Genomic DNA, 24,161 nt, shown 5'->3' on the forward strand with positions numbered 1-24,161 from the left:
CAGGAAGCGACCGTGCAGCAGATGAAGCCGGGCTCGGTGGTGGTCGACCTGGCCGCCGCGCAGGGCGGCAACTGCCCGCTGACGGTGGCCGACGAAGTGGTCGAGCGCCATGGCGTCACCCTCATCGGCCATACCAACCTGGCCAGCATGGTGGCGGCCGACGCCTCGGCACTCTATGCGCGCAACGTGCTGGATTTCCTCAAGCTGCTGATCAACAAGGACGGCAAGCTCGCGATCAACCCCGACGACGACATCGTCGCGGCCTGCCTGATGACGCGGCGCGAGCAACTGGCGCTGGCCAGCTGAACCGGCAATCAAGGAGATATCGATGGAAATGGTTAGCCACACGGTGATCAACCTGATCATCTTTGTACTGGCGATCTACGTGGGCTACCACGTGGTCTGGACGGTCACCCCCGCGCTGCACACGCCGTTGATGGCGGTGACCAACGCGATCTCGGCCATCATCATCGTCGGCGCCATGCTCGCCGCCGGCCTGACCGAAGGCTACGTTGGCCGCGCCATGGGCACGCTGGCGGTAGCACTGGCGGCGGTCAATGTGTTCGGCGGCTTCCTGGTCACGCAACGCATGCTGGAGATGTTCAGGAAGAAGGCACCCAGGGCGCAGGCTGAAGCCAAGGGTCAGCCTGGCGGCAAACTGGCGGAGGTGGCGCAATGAATGGCCTGTCGATGAATATGGTGACGCTGTCGTACCTGGGCGCGTCGGCCTGCTTTATCCAGGCGCTCAAGGGGCTGTCACACCCGACCACGGCGCGGCGCGGCAATGTCTTCGGCATGGCCGGCATGGTGGTGGCGGCGCTCACGACGGTGGCGCTGATCTTCAAGCTGAGGAGCGAGCTGCTGTCCGGCGGGGCCGACGCCGCGCCGGGCACCGGCCTGGCACTGATCCTGGCCGCGCTGGTGGTGGGAGGTGGCATCGGCGCCTACGTGGCGAAGAAGGTCCAGATGACCAAGATGCCCGAGCTGGTCGCGGCAATGCACTCGCTGATCGGCCTGGCCGCGGTGTTTATCTCGGTGGCGGCAGTGGCCGAGCCTGCAGCGTTCGGCATCACGGCTGCCGGTTCGCATGACATCCCGCTGGGCAACCGCATCGAGCTGTTTATCGGCTGCTTTGTCGGCGCCATCACCTTCTCCGGTTCGGTGATCGCCTTCGGCAAGCTGGCCGGGCGCTACAAGTTCCGCCTGTTCCAGGGCGCGCCGGTGGTGTTTGCCGGCCAGCACTGGCTGAACCTGCTGCTGGCGGTGGCAATGGTGGGCTTTGGCATTGCATTCTTCCTGACGCAGGACTGGCTGCCGTTCTTGGTCATGCTGGCGATCGCCTTCGTGCTGGGCGTGCTGATCATCATCCCGATCGGCGGCGCCGACATGCCGGTGGTGGTGTCAATGCTGAACTCTTACTCGGGCTGGGCGGCGGCGGGCATCGGCTTCTCGCTGAACAACCCAATGCTGATCATAGCAGGCTCGCTGGTGGGATCGTCCGGTGCAATCCTCTCGTACATCATGTGCCGGGCCATGAACCGCTCGTTCTTCAACGTGATTCTCGGGGGCTTCGGCGGCGACGCCGCCGCCGCGAGCGGCCCGTCAGGGCAGGCCCAGCGCAACGTGAAATCGGGTTCGGCCGATGACGCCGCCTTCCTGATGGGCAATGCGGAGACGGTCATCATCGTGCCGGGCTACGGCCTGGCGGTCGCGCGGGCCCAGCACGCGCTCAAGGAGCTGACTGAAGCGCTCACGGAAAAGGGCGTGACCGTGAAGTACGCGATCCACCCGGTGGCGGGCCGCATGCCCGGCCACATGAACGTGCTGCTGGCCGAGGCCGAGGTGCCGTACGACCAGGTCTTCGAGATGGAAGACATCAACAGCGAGTTCGGCCAGGCCGACGTGGTGCTGGTGCTGGGCGCCAACGACGTGGTCAACCCGGCGGCCAAGACCGATCCCAAGTCGCCGATCGCCGGCATGCCGATCCTGGAGGCGTACAAGGCCAAGACCATCATCGTCAACAAGCGCTCGATGGCGGCCGGCTACGCCGGCCTGGACAACGAGCTGTTCTACATGGACAAGACCATGATGGTGTTCGGCGACGCCAAGAAGGTGGTCGAGGACATGTTCAAGGCACTTGCGTAGATCCCTGACCGCTCTTTGCGCTCAACGTAAGCAGACTAATGAAAACGCCGGCCTTGCGCCGGCCCACCGAGACGCCATTTCGGCGCTCCGATCACAAGCCCACGATGACACCAGCCCAAAATTCCTCGTCGTCTATGGAAGTCGACGCCTTCTTCGACCCCGATACCGGGACCCTAAGCTACATTTTGCTCGATAGCTCCAGCCGGCAATGCGCCCTTATCGACAGCGTGCTCGACTACGACCCGAAGTCCGGCCGCACCCGCACCACCAGCGCCGACCGGCTGGTAGCGCGCGTGCAGGAACTGGATGCGACCGTGCAATGGATTCTCGAAACTCATGTCCATGCCGACCATCTCTCGGCCGCGCCATATATAAAGCGAAGACTCGGCGGACAGACCGCTATTGGGAACCAGATCACCGCAGTACAGAAGGTCTTCGGCAAGCTGTTCAATGCCGGGCCGGAATTCTCGCGCGAGGGGTGCCAGTTCGACCGACTACTGAACGATGGCGATACCTTTGCCATCGGCAGCCTGCAGGCGCGGGCGTTGCACACGCCCGGCCACACACCGGCCTGCATGAGCTATGTGATCAGCGACAGCGACGGCCATGAGATGGCAGCCTTCGTCGGCGACACGCTATTCATGCCCGACTATGGCACCGCCCGCTGCGACTTTCCGGGCGGCGACGCAGGCACTCTTTACCGTTCCATTGGCAAGTTGCTGAGCCTCCCGCCAGAGACTTGCGTTTACATGTGCCACGACTACAAGCCTGGCGGCCGGGAACTACGCTACGTGACCACGGTAGCGGACGAGCGCGCGAACAACATCCATGTGCGCGATGGCATCCCGGAGGAGGAATTTGTTGCGATGCGCGAGGCGCGGGATGCCACGTTACCGATGCCCGCGCTGATCTTCCCCTCAGTGCAGGTCAACATGCGCGCCGGTGAATTCCCAACGCCAGAATCCAACGGCGTGCGCTATCTAAAAATTCCACTCGACGCGCCTTGATGGTGGGAATCCGCTCGCGAGCGCCATAGAGGAATGGAAGAAACAAACGGACCACGCAAGTCCGCCGTCACCGCTGACCTTTGGCCAGCCGAGGAAGAGAAATCCGTGCCTTGATAAGCACAACGCTATTGTGCCTTATCGCGCCTTTGTCACACCGTCGGCAGATCAATTTTGATCGCGCGCGCAGCGATGGTTGCTGGCGAGTCTTGCAGCAGTCATGGCCTCCTCACCCTCATCGAAGCCCATCGACTCGGAACTAGTCATGTCGCCAGTCCGCGGACCTGCCATCGATCATGACCGACCACGGGGATCCCTTGTGTCCACTGGTGCTCGCTACCTCGAAGACGTTTCGTTGTGGCTGTCGCTTACAAGCAATCAAGACGCCGCCGCCCAAGCCTTTACGGAATTGATGCGCCGGGCGGGGCGGGCTGGACCATGGCCGCGGCCCTCATGGTCAGCAGCAAATGCCGCGGCCTTCCTTGCCACGGCCAAGCCGAAAGGAGGTACACCACGCGGCGGTGCCTCAATCTTCCACATAGTCCTCGGGTGCAGCGTCTGTATATGTTACATCGCCAAGGCCACCTCCTGGATTTGCGGCCTGGAGCGGTTGGCCAGCCGGGCTAGCTTCACCTTGCTGCCCAAACGGCCAACCGATGCGCACCTCCCAATCGCCGCTCCCTTCACAGTCGAGGTCATAAGTGCCACAACTTCCCGGGTGATGATGGGCAGCAGCCATGCAAGTCCAGAGCTTTGTGGACGAATCAAAGGTGCACGATTTCTCTTTGGATGGCGTGTAGCACACGCCTTTCCTGTATTTTCTTGCATAGCTATTGGCCAACCGCATAGCTTCCGCTTTATCGGCGGCTTTGCCATAAAAATGCTTACCCATGTCTTCTCCCGAATGTAATGTTGGCCGCTCGCGATGGCGTTGAGGCCGCGAGCCGGCTGCCGACATTACTTGATGGTCCGTTGGTGAACCATCCTCCTTCCGAGGGGCAAAGGTTGCACAACAAGCACCGCGTGAGTTCTGAGTAGAGGCCGCGCGCAGCAGCCCCAAGCTCATTAGCTTCTGCAGCCACTGGCAGTCGAGCACCTCGCTCTGGCGCCCGGGGCACGTATTTCATCTGCCGCGCATCGGACAAACCGCGCGCCAACACCGCGGTTGCGCATAAACTCGCGCGGATGGTGTACTTCATGCTGTCCGATAGGCCATCAGACGAAGCCCGTCAACGAACCAAGAGTCCGGCGCGCTTCCTCCGATATTGCTGTTCTGCCGGCATAGTTCGCTCCCGATAAGCCGTAGCTTTGATGTCCCGACCTGCCCCTTGGGCGCTGGAGCGATTGGAAGAGTAAAGGCGAGTTTGCTTCGTAGAGCGAAACGATTCCAACCTCCCACCAAGGTGGGGCACAATTACCGCTGCAGAATGACGATAAGGAGTGCGACGAATACTTTTTCGCTCACTAGCCAGAATGTCATGCAGCGGGAAATGCGTTTTCGACCTTAGCCTGCGGTCGAAGAAGGCATGTCTCACGGGCCCCTGTTAAAGAATAAAGGAAGCAGCTAGGATACACGTGGACAGCGGACTCTTGGCCAGCAACGGCTCCACCAGATACGATAGGCCGTCGATGGACTTGCGCATGTCGACCGCGTCACGGCAGATGAAAGCCTGCACATCGCCGCCGATCAGCACCGGCCGCCTCCCAACTGCCCCAGCACGAAGCGCACGATGCGTTCGGCATGCATCCCACTCAGCTCGATACGCGCGCCGCCGAGCGTGACGACCACTTGGTCGCGAGACTTCGACGGTAGTGGGTCGCTCGCCGACACGACGGTCGGTACTGCGACCGTTGCCGCGGCGATGAATGCCGTGTCCGCGGTCAATGCCATTGGCGGCGCCACGGGCGGTTGCTGCTCGTGGCTCAAGCGCTTGCGCCACAAACCGAAAGTGCTGACCGCCAAGCCGTGCTGCCGGCAGAAGGCAGGCGCGGATGCTCCCGCCGCTGCGCCCCCATTGCGCCAGTAGATCGCGCCAGAAAGCCTCATCGTGGCGGTCATACCTTGCCCGAAATCGTCCGCTCTTACCTCCCCGCTGATCGGCCATCGCTTCACTCCCAAAGATCGTGAAGCCCCTACCTTCTCATCGCCGCCCACTACTCGCCAGACGGGCTCCGCTGACGGTTACCAGCATCCGCTCCAGGCCGATCGGCGGCCGTCCACGTTTGCCTTTGGGGTAGTACGGCTCGACCGCCGCAATCAGCCGCGCCCACGGCACCACGCTTTCCATCTCCGTCAGAAAGCGCTGGCGGCGCGTCACACGCTTCTTGCCGTGGCCTTCCGCTTCCGCAAAACTGATCTGTCGCTTCAGCACAGGACCTGAATCATGGACACGCTTATGACAACGCGCTCACCCAATGCCTCGATGACTCGCGCACCGATTTAATCAGCGATTCCTTAGCCCAGCCTGCAGGTATCTGTTTCTGCACTATCGCGGAATTCTTTACGCGGCAGCTGCAAGTCGGCATATTTTCTTTACGCAATCTTTGCGTCTCAATTCCTATAAAGAGTTCAGATCACAGGGGACCGGCGGAACTCTGCGACGAAGGCGAAGCCGCTGGATAGCCGGGACTGCGCATCAATCCGCAATCAAGGATGGCAAGGTAATGTTGAGACTTATGGTTCCCGTCAACGGGTCGGAACATGCATTGGACGCTGTGCGTCATGCGGCACACCTGTTTCTCGCTCAAGCTGCTGCTCGCACACGACGCGGCGGTTGAGTACTGGGAGCGCGGGCGCCTGCGCACGGTTCCGGCGGCGCAGGCGCCAAGTCCGGAGACGGTGCTGACCCGGCTGCTGCACACCCACCGGCGCCCCTTTCAGCGCGCGGCAGCGCCGATTGCGACGACGCTGAAGGCAACGCGCTGCGGCAGCATAACTGTTTGATTGTATGACAGCCATTTGACTCTGCCTGCCCCTGCGACCAAACTGTAAGCGGCACTTCACACAGGACTGTTGGCAAATGCGCATCGCAGGGAGACGAGCATGGGCAAGGAAAAGGGCAAGGCCAGTCGTCATAACGAAAAATCCGGGCATGACGACCAGAAAACGTCCATGTCGTCCAAAGAGTACAGAAAGGCCCTTTTCCCCTTGCACGTCGAGCTGGTCAGGCTGCAGGAGTGGGTGGTGCAATCCGGCGCCAAGATCTGCATCGTCTTCGAGGGCCGTGACGGTGCCGGAAAAGGCGGCACGATCAAGGCAATGACTGAACGCGTGAGTCCGCGCGTGTTCCGTGTGATCGCACTCCCCGCCCCCACCGAGCGGGAGAAATCGCAAATGTATATACAGCGCTACGTTCCTTATCTGCCCGCTGCCGGAGAGGTCGTGATCTTTGACCGCAGCTGGTACAACCGTGCAGGCGTCGAGCGAGTCATGGGGTTCTGCACGGAAGAAGAGGTGAAGGAGTTCCTCGTGGCCGTGCCACTAGTCGAGCAGGCGGCGGTCCACTCCGGGATCATACTGATCAAGTACTGGCTGGAAGTCACCCCGGAAGAGCAGACCCGCAGGCTCGAGGCGCGCATCAATGATGGTCGCAAGACCTGGAAGCTGTCCGGCATGGACCTGAAGTCTTACAGCCGCTGGTATGACTACTCACGCGCCCGCGATGCCATGTTCCGCGCCACCGACACCGTCATTGCGCCGTGGTATGTGATCCGGTCGGACGACAAGCAGAGAGCCCGCCTCAATCTCATCAGCGACCTGCTCGGCAGGATCCCCTACCAGGCCATGCCGCGCAAGACTGTGGCGCTGCCGAAGCGGCAAAAGCCGGAAGGCTACGTCGAGCCGGACTATCCGTACAAGTACGTTTCCGAGAAGTACTAAGCCGCCAGCGAAGCCCCACTTGGGGGGAAATCCCAGCCATGGAACGTGGCAGACACCGTCGTTCCAGCGCCCCGAAGAATTTGCGGGCGCGCTTTGCGCCCGTCGCCCGGCATCTGGCGCGGTGAGACTTCCTGTGCCCGGCTGGCTGCATGACAATCGGCGCGAATGGGCAACAGCGGATGTTGTCGCAGGACTGGCGGCTGCGTCCGTGGTCATCCCGAAGGCACTGGCTTATCATCGACTCTGGGCTTATCCTCATCAAGTACTGGCTGGAAGTCAGTCGTGAAGAGCAGACGCGCAGGCTGGAAGCCCGGATTCGCGATGAGCGCAAGATCTGGAAACTTTCCCCGATGGATCTCGAATCCTATCGCCGCTGGAATGACTACTCCCGCGCGCGAGACGCGATGTTCACCATGACCGACCCAGAGTACTCGCCCTGGTATATCGCTAAGGCTGATAACAAAAGGCGCACGCGGCTCAACGTAATCAGCCATCTCCTCGCCAAGATTCCGTACGCGGCTTTGCCGCGCAAGAAGATTTCGTTGCCCCAACGACAGAGACCCGAAGGCTATCGTGAACCGGATCACCATTTCAGGTAAGTGCCCGAGAAGTTCTGAAGTCGCCTTGCAACTGACAGGCAATGAGGACTGTTGAACGTCTCAGAAGGTTTTCATGCTGGTCGCCATTAGCGGCACGATGGTGGTCGCGGGCTACGCGTTGCGCCAGCCAACGGCGATGCTGTCGGGCGACGACGTGATGATTAATTGGGAGAACAAGGTCATGGAACGCACGCTGGAAACGCTGGGCAACCATGTCGCGGTTTGCCCGTTTGGCGCGGTTGGCCAGATGGTCGCCGCCCGCCTCCGAGATGCGGGATCGCTTCGCGTCGGGATCGAGAACCAGCCCGGTATGACAAGGCGACTTTTCTAGATCCGCGCGACCATGGGACAAGAGTCATCAACACGTTCCACCGGTGGCTTTCGCGTTCCGCTGCCCGAATGGATCCGCGATTATCGGAAGACGTGGATCAAGCCCGATATCGTCGCCGGTGTCTCTGCTGCGGCGGTCGTCCTTCCGAAAGCCATGGCCTACGCGACTGTCGCTGGGCTGCCCGTGCAAGTCGGGTTGTACACGGCCTTCGTTCCGATGGTGATCTACGCCTTCCTCGGCACATCGCGCCCGCTCAGCGTGAGCACCACCGCAACGATTGCGATCCTCACCGCAGCCGCCCTGGCCAGGGCGGTCCCGGGCGCGGGCCCAGCTGACCTGCTAAGAGCCTCTGCAACATTGACATTGATGGTCGGTGCAATCCTCACGCTCGCAGGGCTCCTGCGGTTGGGTTTCGTTGCCAGCTTCATTTCCGATCCAGTGTTGACGGGGTTCAAGGCTGGTCTCGCGGTTGTTATCGTGCTGGATCAGTTGCCGAAGCTGCTCGGCATTCACTTCCCAAAAGGGTCGTTTTTCCAAAACATGCTGGCGATCGTCACGGGTATTCCACACGCCAGCGCAGCGACGGTCGCTGTGGCAGTGATGACAGCAGGTGCTCTGGTGGCAATCGAACATTTCTTTCCACGAGCTCCCGCCCCGCTGTTAGCAGTGGCGGGCGGGATCGGCGCCGTAAGCCTGCTCCATCTGCAATCTCACGGGGTCGACATTGTCGGCCATGTGCCGCCAGGCTTGCCTTCCGTCGCCATCCCGGACCTTTCTCTTCTCGCATCACTCGGGCCGGCTGCTGCGGGCATTGCTCTGATGAGCTTTACCGAAACCGTCGCATCGGGGCGAGCGTTCGTTGAGCACGGGGAACCCGTGCCAAATGCCAGTCGGGAGTTGCTGGCGATCGGGATGGCTAATGCGGGCGGCGCGCTGTTGGGCTCGATGCCGGCCGGCGGTGGAACGACGCAGACAGCCGTCAACCGGCTTGTCGGTGCCCGCAGCCAGCTTTCCGAGCTGGTCACGGCTGCCGTCACGCTAGGCACGATGCTGCTGCTTGGGCCTTTCATTGGACTCATGCCGCAAGCCACAATGGCGGCAGTTGTCATCGTCTATTCGATCGGCCTGATCGAGCCATCGAAATTTCGCGCGATTGCCGCTGTGCGGCGCACGGAGTTTCTCTGGGCCGTGATTGCGGTCTTCGGCGTTGTGCTGTTTGGAACGCTGCCGGGCATACTGACCGCCATTGTCGTCTCATTTCTGGCGCTTGCTTACCATACATCCGATCCACCGGTGCATGTCTTGCGCCGCAAGCCGGGTACGAACGTGTTCCGCCCTGTGTCCGCTGAGCACCCCGACGACGAAGCTTTTGCCGGCCTCCTGTTGTTGCGGCCGGAGGGTCCAATATTCTTTGCGAACGCCGAACGCGTCGGGCATAAGATTCGCACGCTGATCAACCAATATCAGCCGCAAATCGTCGCGCTCCATTTGCGCGCCGTGTCCGATCTCGAGTACACGGCGCTGAAGATGCTGACGGAAGCGGAAAAGGAACTGCGCAAGCAGGATATCGAGCTCTGGCTCGTTGGTCTCAACCCGGGCGTACTGGCGATGGTGCAGCGTTCGCCGCTCGGCGACGCCCTCGGGCGCGGCCGGATGTACTTCAACCTCGATCGCGTGGTGGCGGCATGGCAGGCGCGGCGATCACTCGATCGCCAGGGGCCACTCGGGTAGCTGTGCGTCGAGCAAGTCGGCCGGCTGCTCGTTCAGCATTCCAGACCGCAATGCCGCAGCCGCAGCAGAGGGGACTTGAACGTCTCGACAGCGGCGCGCGCGATTTGGGCATCGCGTCTTCCGTTCGCGCGGCCACCGTTCAGGAAGGATTGGAGGGCGACGAATTTCGCGCTTGCGGTTCGGTCGTGCGTCGAACGTTGAACCATGCCGCATACAGAGCCGGCATGAAGAAAATGGTCAGCAAGGTCGCAACGGTAAGGCCGCCCATGATGGCGATGGCCATAGGCGCCCAAAATATGCTTCGGGTCAGCGGAATCATGGCGAGGACCGTGGCCGCCGCAGTCAGCGCCACCGGACGCGTGCGATGCACGGCGGCATCGACGACCGCCGTCCAGGTGTCCCGTCCTTGCACGATTTCCGCCTGCACCTGGTCGACAAGAATCACTGAGTTTCGCATGATCATCCCGCTCAACGCGGTAATGCCAAGAATGGCGACGAACCCGAGCGGCGCCTGGAAAATGAGCAGCGCCGCGACGACGCCGATGAGCCCCAGCGGGGCGGTGAGGAAGACCATCGTCATGCGCGAGAAGCTCTGAAGCTGCAGCATCAGGATTGTCAGGATGGTGACCAGCATCACGGGAAATACCGCCATCAGCGCGCGATTGGCCTTGTCGCTTTCCTCGACCGCGCCGCCGACGTCGATGCGGTAACCGAAGGGCAGCTTCACCTCGATATCCTTCAGGAGCGGCCGGATTTCCTGGGTCACTGACACGCCCTGCTCACCATCCTTCACGTCCGCGCGCACGGTGATCGCCATGTCGCGGTTGCGGCGCCAGAGCACCGGCTCTTCAACTTCGTACCGCACGCGAGCGACCTGCGCCAGCGGCACCACCGTTCCCTCGCGGGTATAAAGGCTCACGTCCTTCAGCGCTCCGAGGTCGAGCCGCTGGGAAGGCACCGCACGGGCGACTATTTCAATCAGATCCTCCCCCTCGCGCAAGTGGGACAGCGTCGCGCCATTCGTGAATGTTTGGGTCACGAAGGTGACGTCGGCCGGAGCCAGCCCGAGCGCGCGCGCCTTGTCCTGGTCGAGGTCGAACTTTAGCGTGCGAACCGGGTCGTTCCAGTCGAGCTGGATGTCGCGCACTTTGGGGCTCGACGCCACCACTCCTTCGACCTCGCGGGCGATTTCGCGGACCTTCTGCGTGTCCGAGCCGACGACGCGGAACTGTACCGGGAACCCGACCGGCGGGCCAAGTTCGAGGCGGGTGACTCGAACCCACGCTTGCGGGAATTCCTCGTTGACGGTTTCCATCAGGCGCGAGCGCACGCGCTCACGAGCCTTCGTGTCTTTCGTCATCACGACGAAGACAGCGTAGCCCGGGTTCGGCAGTTCGGGATTGAGGGCGAGATAGAAGCGTGGCTGCCCCGCCCCCGTGTAGGCCGTGAAGAAACGCACGTCCTGGTCCTTCTTGAGCACCGCCTCCATTTTCTTCACCTGCTCGGTGGTTGCGGCGAACGACGCGCCTTCCTTCAGTCGCAGCTCGACGATCAGCTCGGGTCGCGCGCTGCTCGGGAAGAACTGCTGTGGTACGAACCTGCTCGCGCCGACCGCAGCGGCGAGCGCGGTCAACGTCGCCCCGATGACCCACCAGCGTCGCACGAGAGCCAGGTCGATCCATGTTCGCAGCTTGCGGTAGAAAGGCGTGTCATACGGGTCGCCGCCATGGTGCTCCTTTCCGAGGTCCTTCGGCAGCATGTTGACGGCCAGATACGGCGTGATGGTCCCCGACACAACCCACGAGAACAGCACCGCGGTGCCGACGATCCAGAAAATGCCGCCCGCATACTCGCCGGTGGTCGACTGGGAGAAACCGATCGGCATGAAGGCGGCAGCCGTAATGAGCGCGCCAGTCAGCCGCGGCATCGCAGTCGCCGTGTACGAGTAGGCGGCCGCCTTCACGCGGTCCCACCCTTCCTCCATTTTCACAACCATCATCTCGACCGCGATAATACCGTCATCCACCAGCAGACCGAGGGCAATGATCAGGGACCCGAGCGAGACGCGCTCGAGATTCCAGCCCATTGCACGCATGACCAGGGCGACGACGCCGAGCACGATCGGCACTGAAATGCCGACCACGATTCCCGTGCGCCAGCCGAGACTGATGAGGCAGACCGCGAGCACGATGGTCAGCGCTTCCAGCAGCGAGCGCTCGAAATCCCAGATCGATTCGCTGACGACGGTCGGCTGGTCGGCCACCCGCTCGAGTTCAACGCCATAGGGCAGCTCGAGCTGCACTTTTGCGACTGCCTGCTCGATCGCCTTGCCGAGGTCGACAATGTTGCCGTCGTCGGTCATCGTGATGCCGAGCATCAGCACCTGCTGCCCGTTATGGCGTACCGTATAAATGGGAGGATCTTCGTATCCTCGTGTGATCGATGTGAAGTCGCCGAGCTTGAGCAGCCGCCCGCCGGCGGCGATCGGCACGCTGCGGATTTCGTCCAGGTTATGGAACTGGCCGCTCACGCGCACAAGCACGCGATCGCCGTGCGTGTCGATCTGTCCGCTGGCCAATACGCTGTTTTGGCTTCTGAGGCTTTCAGCGATCTGCAGCGGCGTAATCCCGAGCGCGGCGAGCCGCTCGTTCGAGAATTCGACGTAAATCTTCTTGGCCTGCTTGCCATAGATGTCGATCTTTTTCACCATCGGCACCTTGAGCAGCTGCCGCTTGATATTTTCCGATACGTCGGATAGCTCCCACTGACTGATGCCGTCTCCTTTGACGGCATAGAGCAGGCCGGTCACGTCGCCGTATTCGTCGTTGAAGATCGGGCCGATGACGCCGTCAGGGAGCTCGAGCTTGATGTCGGTGAACTTCTTGCGCGCCTGGTACCAGGCCTCGCGCTGGTCTGCATGGGACGTGCCGCCCTTCACAGTGATCGTCATGCCGCCGTAGCCTTGGCGCGCATAGGTCACGACTTTCTCGAAATGATCGAGCTGCTCGAACTTCTTCTCCATGCGGTTGAGCACCGCGTCCTGGACCTGTTGCGCAGTGGCGCCGGGCCAGATCACGAGCGCCGTCATCGACGGTACCGAGAAGTTCGGATCCTCGAGCTGGCCGAGCTTTGCGAAGCTGAGCGAACCGCCAATGCCGACCACGAGGATCAGGAGCAGCACGATGGCGCGGTGGCTCAGCGCCCATTCGGTGAGATTGAACGGCTTCATGGCACAGTTTGCCCGGTTTGCAAGGCGCCCGCAGCGCCTGCAAGCGCGACCTTCAGGCCCGGGGCCATCTTCTGCACTCCCGCAGTAACGACTAGCTCGCCAGCGGGCGGTCCGGAAACGAGCACATCGTCATTGCGATAGCCGTGCACCGAAACGCTGATCAGATCGACCGTGCCCACCGGCCGGGAACCCTCGCGACGAACCACCCAGACGGCGGGCTGCCCCTTGTTCTGCGTAATGGCCGAGGCAGGGATCACTGCTGCCGGGGCATCGCCAGCCGAACGTTCGACCAGCAGGGTAGCGGTCGCGCCGAGCGGCAGCAGCCTGGGTACTGCCGGCTTCAGGCGGGCGCGGTATGTCCGGGTTTGCGCCGCGGCCTGTGGCGAGAGCTCGCGCAACTCGACCTCGAAGCTTTGCTCGGGCGCGCTAGCGAGCCACGCCTTGTATCGCGCCGTCCTGAACGTTGCGAGACGATCTTCCGGCAGATCGGCGACTATTTCTGGCTCGCCCTCGTTCGCGGTCGATACCATCGTCTGTCCTTCGGCGACAACTTCTCCCACCTCGAAACGCACGGCGGTGACGACGCCACTCCGCGACGCACGCAGCACCGTGTACTTCAGCCGGTTGCGTGCGAGCTCGAGCTTCTTCCGCTCGGCTTCTGCCGTCGCCGAGGTTGTCTGCGCGCCGGTCTGCGCCTTCTCGTCGTCGGAGACGCTGACGGAGCCGTCGGTTTTGAGCGAATTGAGCCGCTGCCGATCAGACTCGGCGAACCTCGCCTGTGACACGGCCGCGGTGAGCTGCTGTCGCGCCGCTTCCTCGGCAAGCTGATAGTCGGTGTCGTCAAGCACTGCCAGTACATCGCCCTCGCGAACCTTCTGACCGACCTCGACCTTGCGCTTGACGACCTTGCCGCCGACACGGAACGCCTCGTTGACTACATGGCGCGACTGCACCGTGCCGACGTAACGGTCCGTCACCGCGCTATCGTCATAGCGGATCTCGGCAGTGCGGACCGCTCGAAGCGCCTCGGGGGCGGGCTTCGATCCGCATGCGACCAGCATCGCGGCACTCGGCAACACCGCGAACAACGCGCGTAGGGAGGTTTTCACGATGGCCCCTTGTCTCGATCCATACTTGATGAATTGCCCGAAACCGGCGTGCCGTCAGGCGCGGCCGCAGGCTCGAAAACCTCCCAGCCTCCACCGAGCGCCTTGTAGAGCTGGACGCTGGCGAGCAGCAACTGCGTGCTGCTGTCGTTGGCGATCGCACGGACGGCCAACCGTGTCCGCTGAGCATCGAGCAGCGGCAGAAGATCGATCTGGCCGCGGTCGTAGAGGGATTGCGCGCGGCCCAGCGCCGCTTCCGCCGTCGACGCTGCGTCGTGCAGCAGTTGCGCCCGTTGGCGCTCGTCGTCGAGCGCGATCAGCGCGTTCTCGACGTCCTCGAGCGCTCGCACGATCGCGTCCTCATAGTGGAGCACCGCTTCCTTCTGACCGCTTTCGGCGATGTCGTTGATCGAGCGCGTCCGCCCCGCATTGAAGATCGGCATTGCGATGAGGCCCGCTACGTTGCTGAATCGCGCAGGACCGAGCGCAATGCCGTTGAGGACAATCGACTCACGGCCGAACACTGCACCGAGAATGAGCCGCGGAAACCATTCCGCCATCGCCTGTTGCCTGCGCGCGTTGGCCGCATCGAGTTGCGCGCTTGCGACGAGCAGGTCCGGTCTGCGCTGCAACAGGGCGGCCGGTTGCCCCGGATGCGCGGGCGGGACGATGGCTTCGACGCCAGATGGCGTGATGCTCGCGGCGTTGAAAGCCTGGTCTCCCACAAGCACCGCAATATGATGGCGCGAGATCGCAGCAAGCGTCTCGAGCGGCGGTATCGCCGCGTGCGTCTTGGATGCTTCTGTTTTCACGCGCTCGACATCGAACGGTGTTGCGAGGCCGACCCGTTCACGGGCGGTCACCAGGCGCAGCGTCTCATCTTGCGCAGCCGAGATCGCGCGCACGGTCTCCAGCTGGCGCAACGCCCCGACGAGCGTAAAGTAGTTCGTTGCAACATCAGTCAACACGAGAAGGCGCACGCCGCGCGCGGTATTCTCGACTGCGACCGCATCGGCTGCAGCCGCCTTCGCACCTGCCCGCAGGCGGCCGAACAGGTCGACTTCCCACGAGGCGGCGATACCGACCTGTCCCGCCCGCGTATTCGCCGCTTCGGGCACGAAGTTTTTCAGGGCAGTATCGTAGGTCGTCGTGTGATTGAAGCCGTTGGCGACAACGATCACGGTCGGCAAGAGCCACGACCGGCTGATCGTTTCTCCGGCTCGCGCGGCGCGAACGCGTTCCGCCGCGATCCGGATGTGCCGGTTTTCGTGCGCCGCGCGACGAACCAGATCGGACAGCACCGGATCGCCATAGCTATCCCACCAGGCGGCCTCGGGCTCCTCTACAGATGCCGACGTGGCCGCGAAGCTTCCGGGAACCTCGATCGAGGGTTGCATCACCGGTGTTGCGCAACCAGCCAGAACAACCGCCAGCGACACGGTCAACGCGACCGCCCTGCAGCGACCCGTTACTTCACCAGGGCGGGGTGGACGCCTCGTCGTGTGAAAAATGGTAGATGTTGGCAGCATTGCGCGCGGCGCCAGCAGAGTTGGTACTGGTGCAATGGAAGGCCGGCGTGATTCGGGTTCGCGGCACAGACCCAACGCCAGCCGGTCCACCACGCCAGGCCTCTTATGCAGACGATTACGGCTGGCACTGCGACCGCGGTTACCTGTCAGCCTGAAATCACGTTACTCATTCTGTAGCCCAAAAGCTTGACGCAGATCAGAGACTGACACTGTGAAGCTCGGGCGGCCAAGGCCATGCGGAGGCCCCTCGCCCAGGGTAGACGTCTATCGTTGAGCGTTATGCACCGGCATGGGAACCTGCGCAGGAATGGCAGGATTTCCGCAAATGATTCGAGTTCATTCCCAGGCATGTTTGGAGACCTCAACACACCAGAAACACCCACCTTCTCCCGCTCCCCGCTACAGCAAGCGCTCGGCCTCGTCGAGCAGGCTCATGCGCGACAACATCGCTGCGCGTGCGAAGCGCACCAGCGCGAACGTCCGGACTAGCGGCGGATCGCCGGGAACACGCGCCGTCAGCAACTCCAGTTCATGCCCGGGCACGGTGCTGCCTTCGGGCAAAAGCACATTCATCAGGCTTAGCCGCCTGCGCTGGCTTTCAATGGAGAAGCACGACCTTGCATCCTTGAACACCGCCGCTATGCCTTCCAACTGGCGGTCAAGCGCGCCGGACTTGTCGCCCAATTTGTCCAGTTCCCTGTCGTTCTGTTTGATCTGCTCGCGCAGCCGTGCCCGTTCCCCGGCGTCCGCTTCCTCGTCGCCGCCCATCACCGAACGCAAACCGGTGCTCTGCCGCTCCAGCAGGCGCAAGCGCGCCTTCAGCAGACCATGCTCCCGCTCCAGCACATCGCGCCGCGATGTGTCGGCCGCAATATTGGCAAGGCTCTGAAGGGCCATCTGATCCAGCATTCGCCGGGCGATCTCCTCGCGCAGCGTCGCATCGGTCGAGCCGCAAATCCGGACCTCATGGCCACTAAAGCTGACCGTGATCTGCGGCACCTCGGCACGCATCAAATCTCCTTCGAGGGCCATGCCTAACGTACGGCGCTCCGTCATCGTCATGCCCAGCACGGCGTAGGCTTGCTCCGCGCCCGCCGACGCCTCGAAAAACTCGCGGAGGTCCGATGAGCGGCTGAAGGCGAGCTCTACGTCATGCGCGGTGCCGAAGAAAGCGTGAATATAGGGGTCAGATCCCCACGCCGCCACACTAGCTTCCCGTGGCGCGGGAAGGCCGGCTACGAGGTCCTGCACATAATCGAGCGCCATGGCGATCGCGGGGCCGAGCCGTTGCTCATAGCGCGGCACCAGCCGCAGGCGCGGGCTGAACCCGAGCACGCGCTCCGTCAACCCGGCAATCTCTTGCTCGTCATGCGGGTGCGCGCCGGCCTCACGCCGGCGCAGCCAGTTCAGAATACTCATGCAACGCTCCCTCACCACGCTTCGCCCTGCTCCGCGAGGTCAGCTATAGCGCTCCGCCATGACCAGCGCGCTGACCTTGTGGCCTTTCCAAAACATGTTGTGGATGCGCGGCTGAAGCTTGCGCAAGGCATCCGGATCGAGGGAATGGAAGGTCAGCGTCACGGCTGGCCGTGATCCGTCCCCCGGAACATGCTCGATTTCGTCGAACGGTGGGAGGCCGTACTTGACCAGGAATGCCTTGATCTCGTCATCGGTCGTGCCGCTCTCGATATTCTCCAATAACGCAAGGACATGATTCACTCTCCTCAGTTGCTGCCGGGGCGCTCTACGCCATGGTGTTGACGCCGCCTCCCGCGAAGCGGTTGTCAGCTCTGACAGGTATGGGTCGAAATGCCCGCCCTTCAACAAGACCAGTCGCTTGGGCTCCAATGCCTGTTGGTAAGCGTTTAGAGCCAGATCGGTGACAGCGATGTGATCGCGATCGGCCACCAGCATCGGCAATCCATGGTTTCGTCACCCGGCGTTCAGCGGTGGGCCGCTGAACGCCGGGCCCGTTCGAGAGTGCCGCCGCTACCCGTTCCACCGCGGCACCCAAGCTTGCAAGCGCTGGCCGTGATAGATATGCCCGCTGATTCTTCGGGCCAGCGCCGTGGCCTCCGCGCGCGTCATCTCCATCTCGATGACCGCGGTCGGCATGTCGCCTTCCACGATGAGTGTGACTTTTTCGACCGGTGCGTATGCACTCAGGGCCTCACGGACTCTGTCTTCCGACACGTCATGGGGCAGGTTTTGAATCACGATTCGCATAGACGTCTACCCTTCCGGCATTTCGCTCGATTACCGCTCCGTCACCGACCAACCGCGCGCAGGGCCCCGCTGCCGCCCGCCTCGCCGAGCACGCCGCGGATGCGCGCGAGCATCGCCCTCTGCGCGGCCGTGGGCTGGATGCCCTGCACCCGCTCGTCGGCGAGCACGCGCTCCAGCAGCGTGAGCAGCCGATCCCGGTCCTCATGCTCGGCCAGCAGTAGCGGCAGCGTCTCGATTGCTTTTTCCGGCTCGTAGCGCGCGATGATTGCCTGCTCGCCGCCGATGCGCCGCACCTGGTCGCGCGGCAGATCCGGCAGCAGCTCGCGATAGTCTTCGATCAACTCCTGCGCGAGCTGCACGCGGGAGAGCGGGAGCGGCTCGCCCTTGCGCGCCAGCAGGACGGCGACCCGCGCGAGTGCTTCCGCGTAGCCGCCGCTCCCGATCGAAGCCAGCGCTTCCTTGACGAAGGGGAGCTCGCGCGGGGCCGCTTGCTGCGCCTCCGTTTCGCCCTCGCGCCCGTCGGCGAGGTAGAAGGCGAACAGGTTGCCGTAGATCAGGAAGAAGGCAGCCTCGCTCAGCGCATCGCGCAGGGCGCGGTGGCAGTCGAGCGACGCGCTGGTCAGCTCGGACATCATCTCCTCGATCCCTCGCGCCGGATGCTCGGCCCCCGGCGCCTGGCGCTGGGCCTTCACGGCCTGGGCGGCCGGCCCCAGCCACCACAGCCAGGGGTTGAGGTCGGAGATCGCCCAGCGTTGCAGGCGCAACGGGTGGAAGATGCGCCCCAGCTTGGCGGTGTACTCGTTTGCTAGCGCCTTGACCCATGGCCGCCCGAAGAGCTCGTACGCGTACTGGTTGAATTCCGAGACGACGCTCACCGCCTCGAAGGGCCGTTCATCGGCGCGCTCGAACCGATTCAGGCGAGCGGCGACGTCCTCCAGGCGCAGTTCCTCGAAGCTCACCTCGTACGCCGGCTTGCCGCCGGCGTCCTTCTGCTCCGCGATCCGCATTCCGTACAGGCCGGGCGGCAGCGCCTCGATGGACTTCAGAACCGAGACGATCTGGGTGTATTCCTTCCTCGCCACCTGGCCAGAAACGAAGATGCCGAGGTGGCCGACTTCCTCGTGCATCAGACCGACGATCACCTGCCCGTTGGCCTTGATCTCGTCCGTGCTGCCATAGACGTCGGCGACCCAGTTGAAGGCCTGTTGCGGCGGCGTGATGTTGTCTCCCAGCGAGGCGAACAGCACGATGGGCGCCCTGATCTCGCGCAGGTCGAGCGCGCCGCGCGGGCCGGCTTTCACCGTGCCAGACCACAGCTTGTTGCCGACGAAGAGGTTCTGCGTGATCCATTCGATCTCCTCGCCGTTCAAGAGGTAATAGCCGCCCCACCAGCGTTCGAACTCGAGGAAGCGTGCCGGCTCGGTGTCGGCGTTGGCAAACACCCGGTAGTACTTGTCCCAGAAGGTGTTCGCAGGGTTGAGGTTCTCGAAGTTCTGCACCAGCCAGGCGCCGTCGAATTTCCCGGCGCCGAGGTCGGAGGTGAGGGAGGCGAGCCAGGTGCCACCGAGCAGTCCCCCTGCGTAGCGCATCGGGTTGTCGCCCTCGCCCTCGCGCCAGGCGCCGCCCCAGTAGGACATCGGCGCGCCGACGATCACTACCGGGCCGATGTCGTCGGGGTCGGAGGCGGCCAGCATCATCGCCGCCCAGCCGGCCTGACAGTTGCCGATGATCGCGGGCTTCTCGGCGTCGGGGTGCAGCGAGCGCACGCGGTGCACGAACTCGCGCTCGGCATTGCACACGTCCAGCAGCGTCTGTCCTGGTTCAGGATTGGGGAAGAACATCACGAAGTACACCGGATGGCCTGCGCGCAATGCCACGCCGACCTGGGAATCGTCTTTGAATCCGCCTATGCCCGGTCCGTGGCCGCCACGCGGGTCGATGATCACGTAGGGGCGGCGCCTGGGATCGATCGTCGTGCCCTCGGGCGGAACGATGCGCACCAGCGCGTAGTTGACCGGACGCTCCAGCGAACGCCCGTCCATGATCGTCTCGTAGTCAAAGTGCAGCACCGGCGGCAAGCCTTGCTGCTCGTGCTCGATGAAGTTGTTGCCGCGCTGGCGCAGCGTGTCCCAGAGCAGGATGGAGCGCTGGCCGAAGTCCACCGCGTATTGCGCACCGCCCCCCCACATCTGCCACGGCATCATGGGGCTCGCCATCGGCCCGGAGGGTTGCCCCGCACAGGCCTTCTGTACCCGCTCGCCGAAGCGCTCCACCGCAAGCTTCGTGCGCGTCTGCAGTACCTGCGCGACCTTCACGGAGATGTCGTGGCTCTGGGAGAGTTGTCTGGCCGGATTGCTCATCGTGTCCTTCCTCCTTGCGTGTGCCGGTTGCGGGCGGCAGCGCGTGTGCCGCGAGATGTGCTCGGCACGTGAGCCCTGCTCGAAGCGCGCCACCAAATGGAGCCGCGGCCGAGCGACGCGAGCTCCGGTCTCGGTGCAGGGCTCAATTCACAGCCTCATACGTGTAGAAGCCGCGGCCGGTCTTGCGGCTGAGGTGCCCGGCGGCCACCACTTCCTTGAGCAGCGCAGCCGGCCGGTACTTCGGATCGTTGAAGTCGTGGTGGAACACCTCCACCACGTCGGGGTCGATCAAGACGGGTTTCTCTGCTCTGTACCAGGCGCTTGCATACGAATTGCAACCGTTTCATCGCTAAGTCCTCATGACCTTTCCTCGGCTTCTTGTGCTGCCCGCGTGCTGTTCAAACTGGGCTCCGTGAAACCACTCGAAAAAGACTGGCACACGTGGGCCGAACCACCTTGCGCTACCTCAAGGAATGCGCGGTTGCCCTTGAGTGGGTGCTGCTTTCGGCATAGCGCCCGAGCCAGGCGGTCACATCAGCGGCGTTGCGCGCTTCCCCGGAAATGCGCGCGCCTTGTAAAAAGGGATCTGCAGCCTGATCTGCAGCCTGCTGTTCTTGCGCTACGCATAGAGAGCCTGATACTGCGGCGCTGGCTCGGCAAGACACGGGAGCTTGTGACCGACCGCATGCTGTCGCAATACCTGCGCGGCCAGTTACTCGTGATGGGCGTGCTCGCCGCGTTCTATCCGATTGCGCTGATGATCGCGGGTTTCGCGATCGCCCTGCCCCTCCGCATCTTGACCGGCCTCGCCGTGTTCATACCGTACGTCGGCTTCGCGACCGGGCTCGCGCTTGCGCTCCTCGCCGTGCTGCTGCAGTTCGGCACCTCGTACGGCTTCGTTGCGGTAGCGCTCATATACGGCATCGGCCAGATCCTTGAGGCTTCTTCCCGACGCCGCGCTTCGTCGGAGAGCGCATCGGCCTGAATCTGCTCTCGGTGATCTTCGCTTTACTTGCAATCGGCCAGCTCTTCGGCTTTTTCGGCGTGCTGATCGCGCTGCCAGTCGGCGCGATCCTAGCGACGGCGCTGCGCGAATTGCGCCGCCGATATGATCGTTGCGCCGAGACTGGCGGGTGCCAGCTTGCGCTCTTCGCGGAGATAGACGAGCCAGGCCCGGATCTCCTCGGGACCCAGCAGTTCGGGCGAACGGCGAAAGTGGCGGGCGAAACTGGATACCTGAATCAGATAGGACTTCTGGGTCTGCAAGGTTGCGGATCTGCATGTCATGCAGCATGCGTTGGCGCAGTGGCGTCATGTGAACCCCTGACGGCGCGCGGTCGGTCGCCCGACAGCCCGCAACTCGGGCCCTGATCGCAACGCTTCACTTAGGGCAGGAGCATGGGCCGCGGTGCCGGCACTCCTTCGGCAAGCGCGCTGGAAGAGCCGAGGTTCGAGGGTCGGGCATGTCCGAGACCGGATGTACAATTTCCACGACAGGACTCGAGGGCTACGAGGACAAGCATGGGCCGATCTTCGATCGAACTTCAGGGACGCGGTCGCCGACAGCCCGATGGGCGTGCTTCTTCCTGGGACCTCGGCAGCATCCGGCTCACCGCCGGGTGGTTCTACGGGGGACTGATCGTCATCCTGTGCCTCTGGATCCTGCACGGCTTCGTACAGGCTTTGCTGGCGGCCTGCATCACCGCGATTGCGAGCTGGCCGCTCTACCTCCGGTTCTCGGCTCACATGCCGCGCCACATGGCGCGAAGCGCGACTTCACTACTCTTCACGTCGATAATGACCACGTTCGTGCTGGCGCCGCTGACATTCGCCTTCATCGCGCTGGTCACCGAAGCCTACGAGCTGCTTCTGGAGATAGCAGCCGTCGATAAGACCGGAATCGCCGTGCCTCCCTGGCTGGTGAATGTGCCTCTGATTGGACCCTGGTTGGCCACCCGCTGGCAGAGCGAACTTGCGCACCCGGGAGCTCTCCTGTTGTGGACGCAGCGGACCGACGCGACTGCGCTCCTTGGCTGGGCGCAGTCACTCGGACACTTCATGGCTCGCCACGTGCTCATCATCGGATTCACTGTTCTGGTCCTGTTTTTCCTGTATCAGGAAGGCGAATCGCTGGCGGAACAGATCAGGAGCGTGCTTCGCCGGCGCATCGGCGAGCGGGCCGAGGTCTATGTCGACCTCGCCACGCGGGCCGCGCGCGCGTCGGTGAATAGCATGCTGGTCGTGGGGCTGTTCGATGGATTCGCAACCGGGGTCGCGTATGCAGTCGTCGGTGTGCCCCATGCCGCCGTGTGGGCGGCGGTGACCGGCTCACTCGCCATCGTACCCTTCCTGGGCTACGTGGCAGTCATCGCGTTGGCCTTGCAACTTGCCATGGCGGGTGCCTCGGCGCCGGTGCTCGCCGCCATCGGGCTGGGCTTTGTCGTCCTGTTTTGTGGCGACAAGATCGTCCGGCCCCTGGTGGCGGGCGAGGGGACCCGGTTGCGCTTCGTCTGGGGCCTCATGGGCTGCCTCGGCGGCTTCGAGGCGCTTGGCCTCGTGGGGCTCGTCATCGGTCCGGTCGTGCTCACGCTCACGAGGGAGCTATGGGCACAGCACGTCCGCGACCTCGCAGTTCCCGACGTCACGGATCCGGCCCCCGATTGACCGCAGCGTATGACGCGGGAAAGTCCATTTTTTGCGCGACGTGCCCGCATCCGCTAACAGTTTAAGTTGACGGTGAGCATTTAGCTGCCCTGAACACAAAAACGCTGACAGCCCCCGCGGAGCCCTTGCAGCGGCAGACTTCGGCATCTTACAAGAATCACAGCCACTAAATTCTCCTCACGTTTGGAACGACCCTCATCGTCGCAGGTCAACCAAGCTATTCCCATGTGACTCGGTCATAGGAGCGAATGTAACAAGGAGCGCATGGCATGGTCGCGTCGACCACAGCCCGTCGCTGTGGGCTTCCCCGACCTACGCCCCTTGCCGCTCGCGGAGCAAATCAAGCGCCACATCGATAATCATGTCCTCCTGACCGCCCACCATGCGGCGGCGGCCCAACTCGACCAGCACGTCGACGGTCTTCAGGCCATATTTCTTCGCCGCCGTCTCGCTGTGGCGCAGGAAGCTAGAGTAAACACCGGCATAGCCGAGCGCCAGCGTCTCGCGGTCGACCCGCACCGGGCGGTCCTGCAGCGGGCGCACGATGTCGTCGGCCGCGTCCATCAGCTTGTACAAGTCACAGCCGTGGTCCCAGCCCATGCGTTCGGTGGCGGCGATGAACACCTCCAGGGGCGCATTGCCGGCGCCGGCACCCATACCGGCCAGGCTGGCGTCAACGCGGTCGCAACCTTCTTCCACCGCGACAATGCTGTTGGCCACGCCCAGGCTCAGGTTATGGTGAGCGTGAATGCCGGTCTCGGTCTCTGGCCGCAGCACGTCCTTGAAGGCCCGCATGCGGTCGCGCACTTCGTTCATGTTCAGCGCGCCGCCCGAGTCAACCACGTAGACGCAGGTAGCCCCGTAGCGCTCCATCAGCGTGGCCTGCTCGGCCAGCCCCTGCGGCGAGTTCATGTGGCTCATCATCAGGAAACCGACGGCCTCCATGCCGAGGTGGCGGGCGTACTCGAGATGCTGGCGCGAGATGTCAGCCTCAGTGCAGTGCGTGGCTACGCGCACGATGCGCGCGCCAGCCTCGTAGGCCGCCTTGAGGTCATGCACGGTACCGATGCCGGGCAGCAGCAGCGTGGCGATCCGGGCGTGCTTGACCACGCTGGCGACGGCCTCGATCCATTCCAGATCGGTGTGGGCGCCGAAGCCGTAGTTGAAGCTGCCGCCCTGCAGCCCGTCCCCGTGCGCGACCTCGATCGAGTCCACGCGGGCCTCGTCGAGCGCGCGGGCGATGGCCTTGGCCTGCTCGACACTGTATTGGTGGCGCACGGCATGGCTGCCGTCGCGCAGCGTCACGTCGGAGATGTAGAGTTTCTTGCGTTTGCTCATGGCGAGGTGTCCTTGGTGA

19 protein-coding genes and 5 pseudogenes are annotated in these 24,161 nt (G+C 63.2%); 11 read left to right on the forward strand and 13 right to left on the reverse strand.

Features of this window, described 5'->3' with window-relative positions; all coding sequences use genetic code 11:
* The 4 genes and pseudogenes from IPF36_RS17790 to IPF36_RS17805 all read left to right on the forward strand — a co-directional run.
* Nucleotides 1–306: pseudogene (locus IPF36_RS17790) on the forward strand (NAD(P)(+) transhydrogenase (Re/Si-specific) subunit alpha); the annotation flags it as partial.
* Between the two features lie 22 nt (nt 307–328).
* Nucleotides 329–679 (forward strand): NAD(P) transhydrogenase subunit alpha, encoded by a 351-nt coding sequence (locus IPF36_RS17795; protein ID WP_195429349.1) that lies wholly within the window; start codon nt 329–331, stop codon nt 677–679.
* The gene (locus IPF36_RS17800; protein ID WP_195429350.1) at nt 676–2,145 is read left to right on the forward strand and encodes an NAD(P)(+) transhydrogenase (Re/Si-specific) subunit beta; all 1,470 of its coding nucleotides are present in this window, start codon (nt 676–678) and stop codon (nt 2,143–2,145) included. The genes IPF36_RS17795 and IPF36_RS17800 overlap by 4 nt, the downstream gene beginning before the upstream one ends.
* Before the next feature lie 104 nt (nt 2,146–2,249).
* The gene (locus IPF36_RS17805; RefSeq protein WP_255519834.1) at nt 2,250–3,152 is read left to right on the forward strand and encodes an MBL fold metallo-hydrolase; all 903 of its coding nucleotides are present in this window, start codon (nt 2,250–2,252) and stop codon (nt 3,150–3,152) included.
* 523 nt (nt 3,153–3,675) lie between these two features.
* On the opposite strand, the gene IPF36_RS17810 is transcribed toward IPF36_RS17805, so the two are convergent.
* The 3 genes and pseudogenes from IPF36_RS17810 to IPF36_RS17820 all read right to left on the reverse strand — a co-directional run.
* Nucleotides 3,676–4,041: a hypothetical protein gene (locus IPF36_RS17810; RefSeq protein ID WP_195429507.1), complete on the reverse strand. Its 366-nt coding sequence runs from the start codon at nt 4,039–4,041 to the stop codon at nt 3,676–3,678.
* A gap of 795 nt (nt 4,042–4,836) precedes the next feature.
* On the reverse strand, nt 4,837–5,208 hold the full coding sequence (locus IPF36_RS17815) for a hypothetical protein (RefSeq protein ID WP_255519827.1): 372 nt from the start codon (nt 5,206–5,208) through the stop codon (nt 4,837–4,839).
* Nucleotides 5,209–5,335: 127 nt separating this feature from the next.
* Nucleotides 5,336–5,518: pseudogene (locus IPF36_RS17820) on the reverse strand (IS5/IS1182 family transposase); the annotation flags it as partial.
* 332 nt (nt 5,519–5,850) lie between these two features.
* Between IPF36_RS17820 and IPF36_RS17825 the strand changes: the two are divergent.
* From IPF36_RS17825 to IPF36_RS17845, 5 genes and pseudogenes are all read left to right on the forward strand, one after another.
* A complete protein-coding gene (locus IPF36_RS17825; protein ID WP_195429508.1) occupies nt 5,851–6,093 on the forward strand; it encodes a hypothetical protein in 243 nt (80 codons plus the stop codon).
* A gap of 168 nt (nt 6,094–6,261) precedes the next feature.
* Entirely contained in the window at nt 6,262–7,029 is a 768-nt protein-coding gene (gene ppk2, locus IPF36_RS17830) for a polyphosphate kinase 2 (RefSeq protein WP_195429489.1), read from the forward strand.
* Nucleotides 7,030–7,262: 233 nt separating this feature from the next.
* Nucleotides 7,263–7,628 (forward strand): annotated as a pseudogene (locus IPF36_RS17835) (polyphosphate kinase 2); the annotation flags it as partial.
* Between the two features lie 73 nt (nt 7,629–7,701).
* Nucleotides 7,702–7,959, forward strand: coding sequence for a hypothetical protein (locus tag IPF36_RS17840; RefSeq protein ID WP_255519828.1), 258 nt, complete (start codon nt 7,702–7,704; stop codon nt 7,957–7,959).
* A 12-nt stretch (nt 7,960–7,971) separates the two neighbouring features.
* Nucleotides 7,972–9,690 carry a SulP family inorganic anion transporter gene (locus tag IPF36_RS17845; RefSeq protein ID WP_195429352.1) on the forward strand — a complete coding sequence of 573 codons (1,719 nt, stop codon included), beginning with the start codon at nt 7,972–7,974 and terminating at the stop codon, nt 9,688–9,690.
* Nucleotides 9,691–9,829: 139 nt separating this feature from the next.
* Here the strand turns inward: IPF36_RS17845 and IPF36_RS17850 are convergent, their stop codons facing one another.
* From IPF36_RS17850 to IPF36_RS17885, 8 genes and pseudogenes are all read right to left on the reverse strand, one after another.
* Complete coding sequence (locus tag IPF36_RS17850) at nt 9,830–12,919, reverse strand: efflux RND transporter permease subunit (protein ID WP_195429353.1); 3,090 nt, start codon at nt 12,917–12,919, stop codon at nt 9,830–9,832.
* Nucleotides 12,916–14,028 (reverse strand): efflux RND transporter periplasmic adaptor subunit, encoded by a 1,113-nt coding sequence (locus IPF36_RS17855; RefSeq protein ID WP_195429355.1) that lies wholly within the window; start codon nt 14,026–14,028, stop codon nt 12,916–12,918. The genes IPF36_RS17850 and IPF36_RS17855 overlap by 4 nt, the downstream gene beginning before the upstream one ends.
* Nucleotides 14,025–15,554, reverse strand: a complete 1,530-nt coding sequence (locus IPF36_RS17860) for an efflux transporter outer membrane subunit (RefSeq protein WP_195429491.1) — start codon at nt 15,552–15,554, stop codon at nt 14,025–14,027. Before IPF36_RS17860 ends, IPF36_RS17855 begins: the two co-directional genes overlap by 4 nt.
* Nucleotides 15,555–15,953: 399 nt before the next feature.
* Nucleotides 15,954–16,973 (reverse strand): hypothetical protein, encoded by a 1,020-nt coding sequence (locus IPF36_RS17865; RefSeq protein WP_195429365.1) that lies wholly within the window; start codon nt 16,971–16,973, stop codon nt 15,954–15,956.
* 39 nt (nt 16,974–17,012) lie between these two features.
* On the reverse strand, nt 17,013–17,273 hold the full coding sequence (locus IPF36_RS17870; protein WP_195429493.1) for an RNA-binding protein: 261 nt from the start codon (nt 17,271–17,273) through the stop codon (nt 17,013–17,015).
* A gap of 270 nt (nt 17,274–17,543) precedes the next feature.
* The gene (locus IPF36_RS17875) at nt 17,544–17,780 is read right to left on the reverse strand and encodes an RNA-binding protein (protein WP_195429367.1); all 237 of its coding nucleotides are present in this window, start codon (nt 17,778–17,780) and stop codon (nt 17,544–17,546) included.
* A 41-nt stretch (nt 17,781–17,821) separates the two neighbouring features.
* The gene (locus IPF36_RS17880) at nt 17,822–20,140 is read right to left on the reverse strand and encodes a DUF3141 domain-containing protein (protein ID WP_195429369.1); all 2,319 of its coding nucleotides are present in this window, start codon (nt 20,138–20,140) and stop codon (nt 17,822–17,824) included.
* Between the two features lie 142 nt (nt 20,141–20,282).
* Nucleotides 20,283–20,417, reverse strand: a pseudogene (locus IPF36_RS17885) (3-hydroxyacyl-CoA dehydrogenase family protein); the annotation flags it as partial.
* A gap of 342 nt (nt 20,418–20,759) precedes the next feature.
* Here IPF36_RS17885 and IPF36_RS17890 point away from each other — a divergent pair.
* A pseudogene (locus tag IPF36_RS17890) lies at nt 20,760–21,244 on the forward strand (AI-2E family transporter); the annotation flags it as partial.
* On the opposite strand, the gene IPF36_RS17895 reads toward IPF36_RS17890, so the two are convergent.
* Nucleotides 21,215–21,427 carry a phage integrase N-terminal SAM-like domain-containing protein gene (locus IPF36_RS17895; protein WP_255519835.1) on the reverse strand — a complete coding sequence of 71 codons (213 nt, stop codon included), beginning with the start codon at nt 21,425–21,427 and terminating at the stop codon, nt 21,215–21,217. The pseudogene IPF36_RS17890 and the gene IPF36_RS17895 overlap by 30 nt on opposite strands.
* Nucleotides 21,428–21,661: 234 nt before the next feature.
* Between IPF36_RS17895 and IPF36_RS17900 the strand changes: the two genes are divergently transcribed.
* Nucleotides 21,662–22,804 carry an AI-2E family transporter gene (locus tag IPF36_RS17900; RefSeq protein ID WP_195429372.1) on the forward strand — a complete coding sequence of 381 codons (1,143 nt, stop codon included), beginning with the start codon at nt 21,662–21,664 and terminating at the stop codon, nt 22,802–22,804.
* 312 nt (nt 22,805–23,116) lie between these two features.
* Here the strand turns inward: IPF36_RS17900 and dmpG are convergent, their stop codons facing one another.
* On the reverse strand, nt 23,117–24,142 hold the full coding sequence (dmpG, locus tag IPF36_RS17905; protein ID WP_195429374.1) for a 4-hydroxy-2-oxovalerate aldolase: 1,026 nt from the start codon (nt 24,140–24,142) through the stop codon (nt 23,117–23,119).
* Between the last annotated feature and the right edge of the window lie 19 nt (nt 24,143–24,161).

The sequence above is a fragment of the Cupriavidus sp. IK-TO18 genome (genome assembly GCF_015549295.1).
Classification (GTDB): Bacteria; Pseudomonadota; Gammaproteobacteria; order Burkholderiales; family Burkholderiaceae; genus Cupriavidus; species Cupriavidus oxalaticus_A.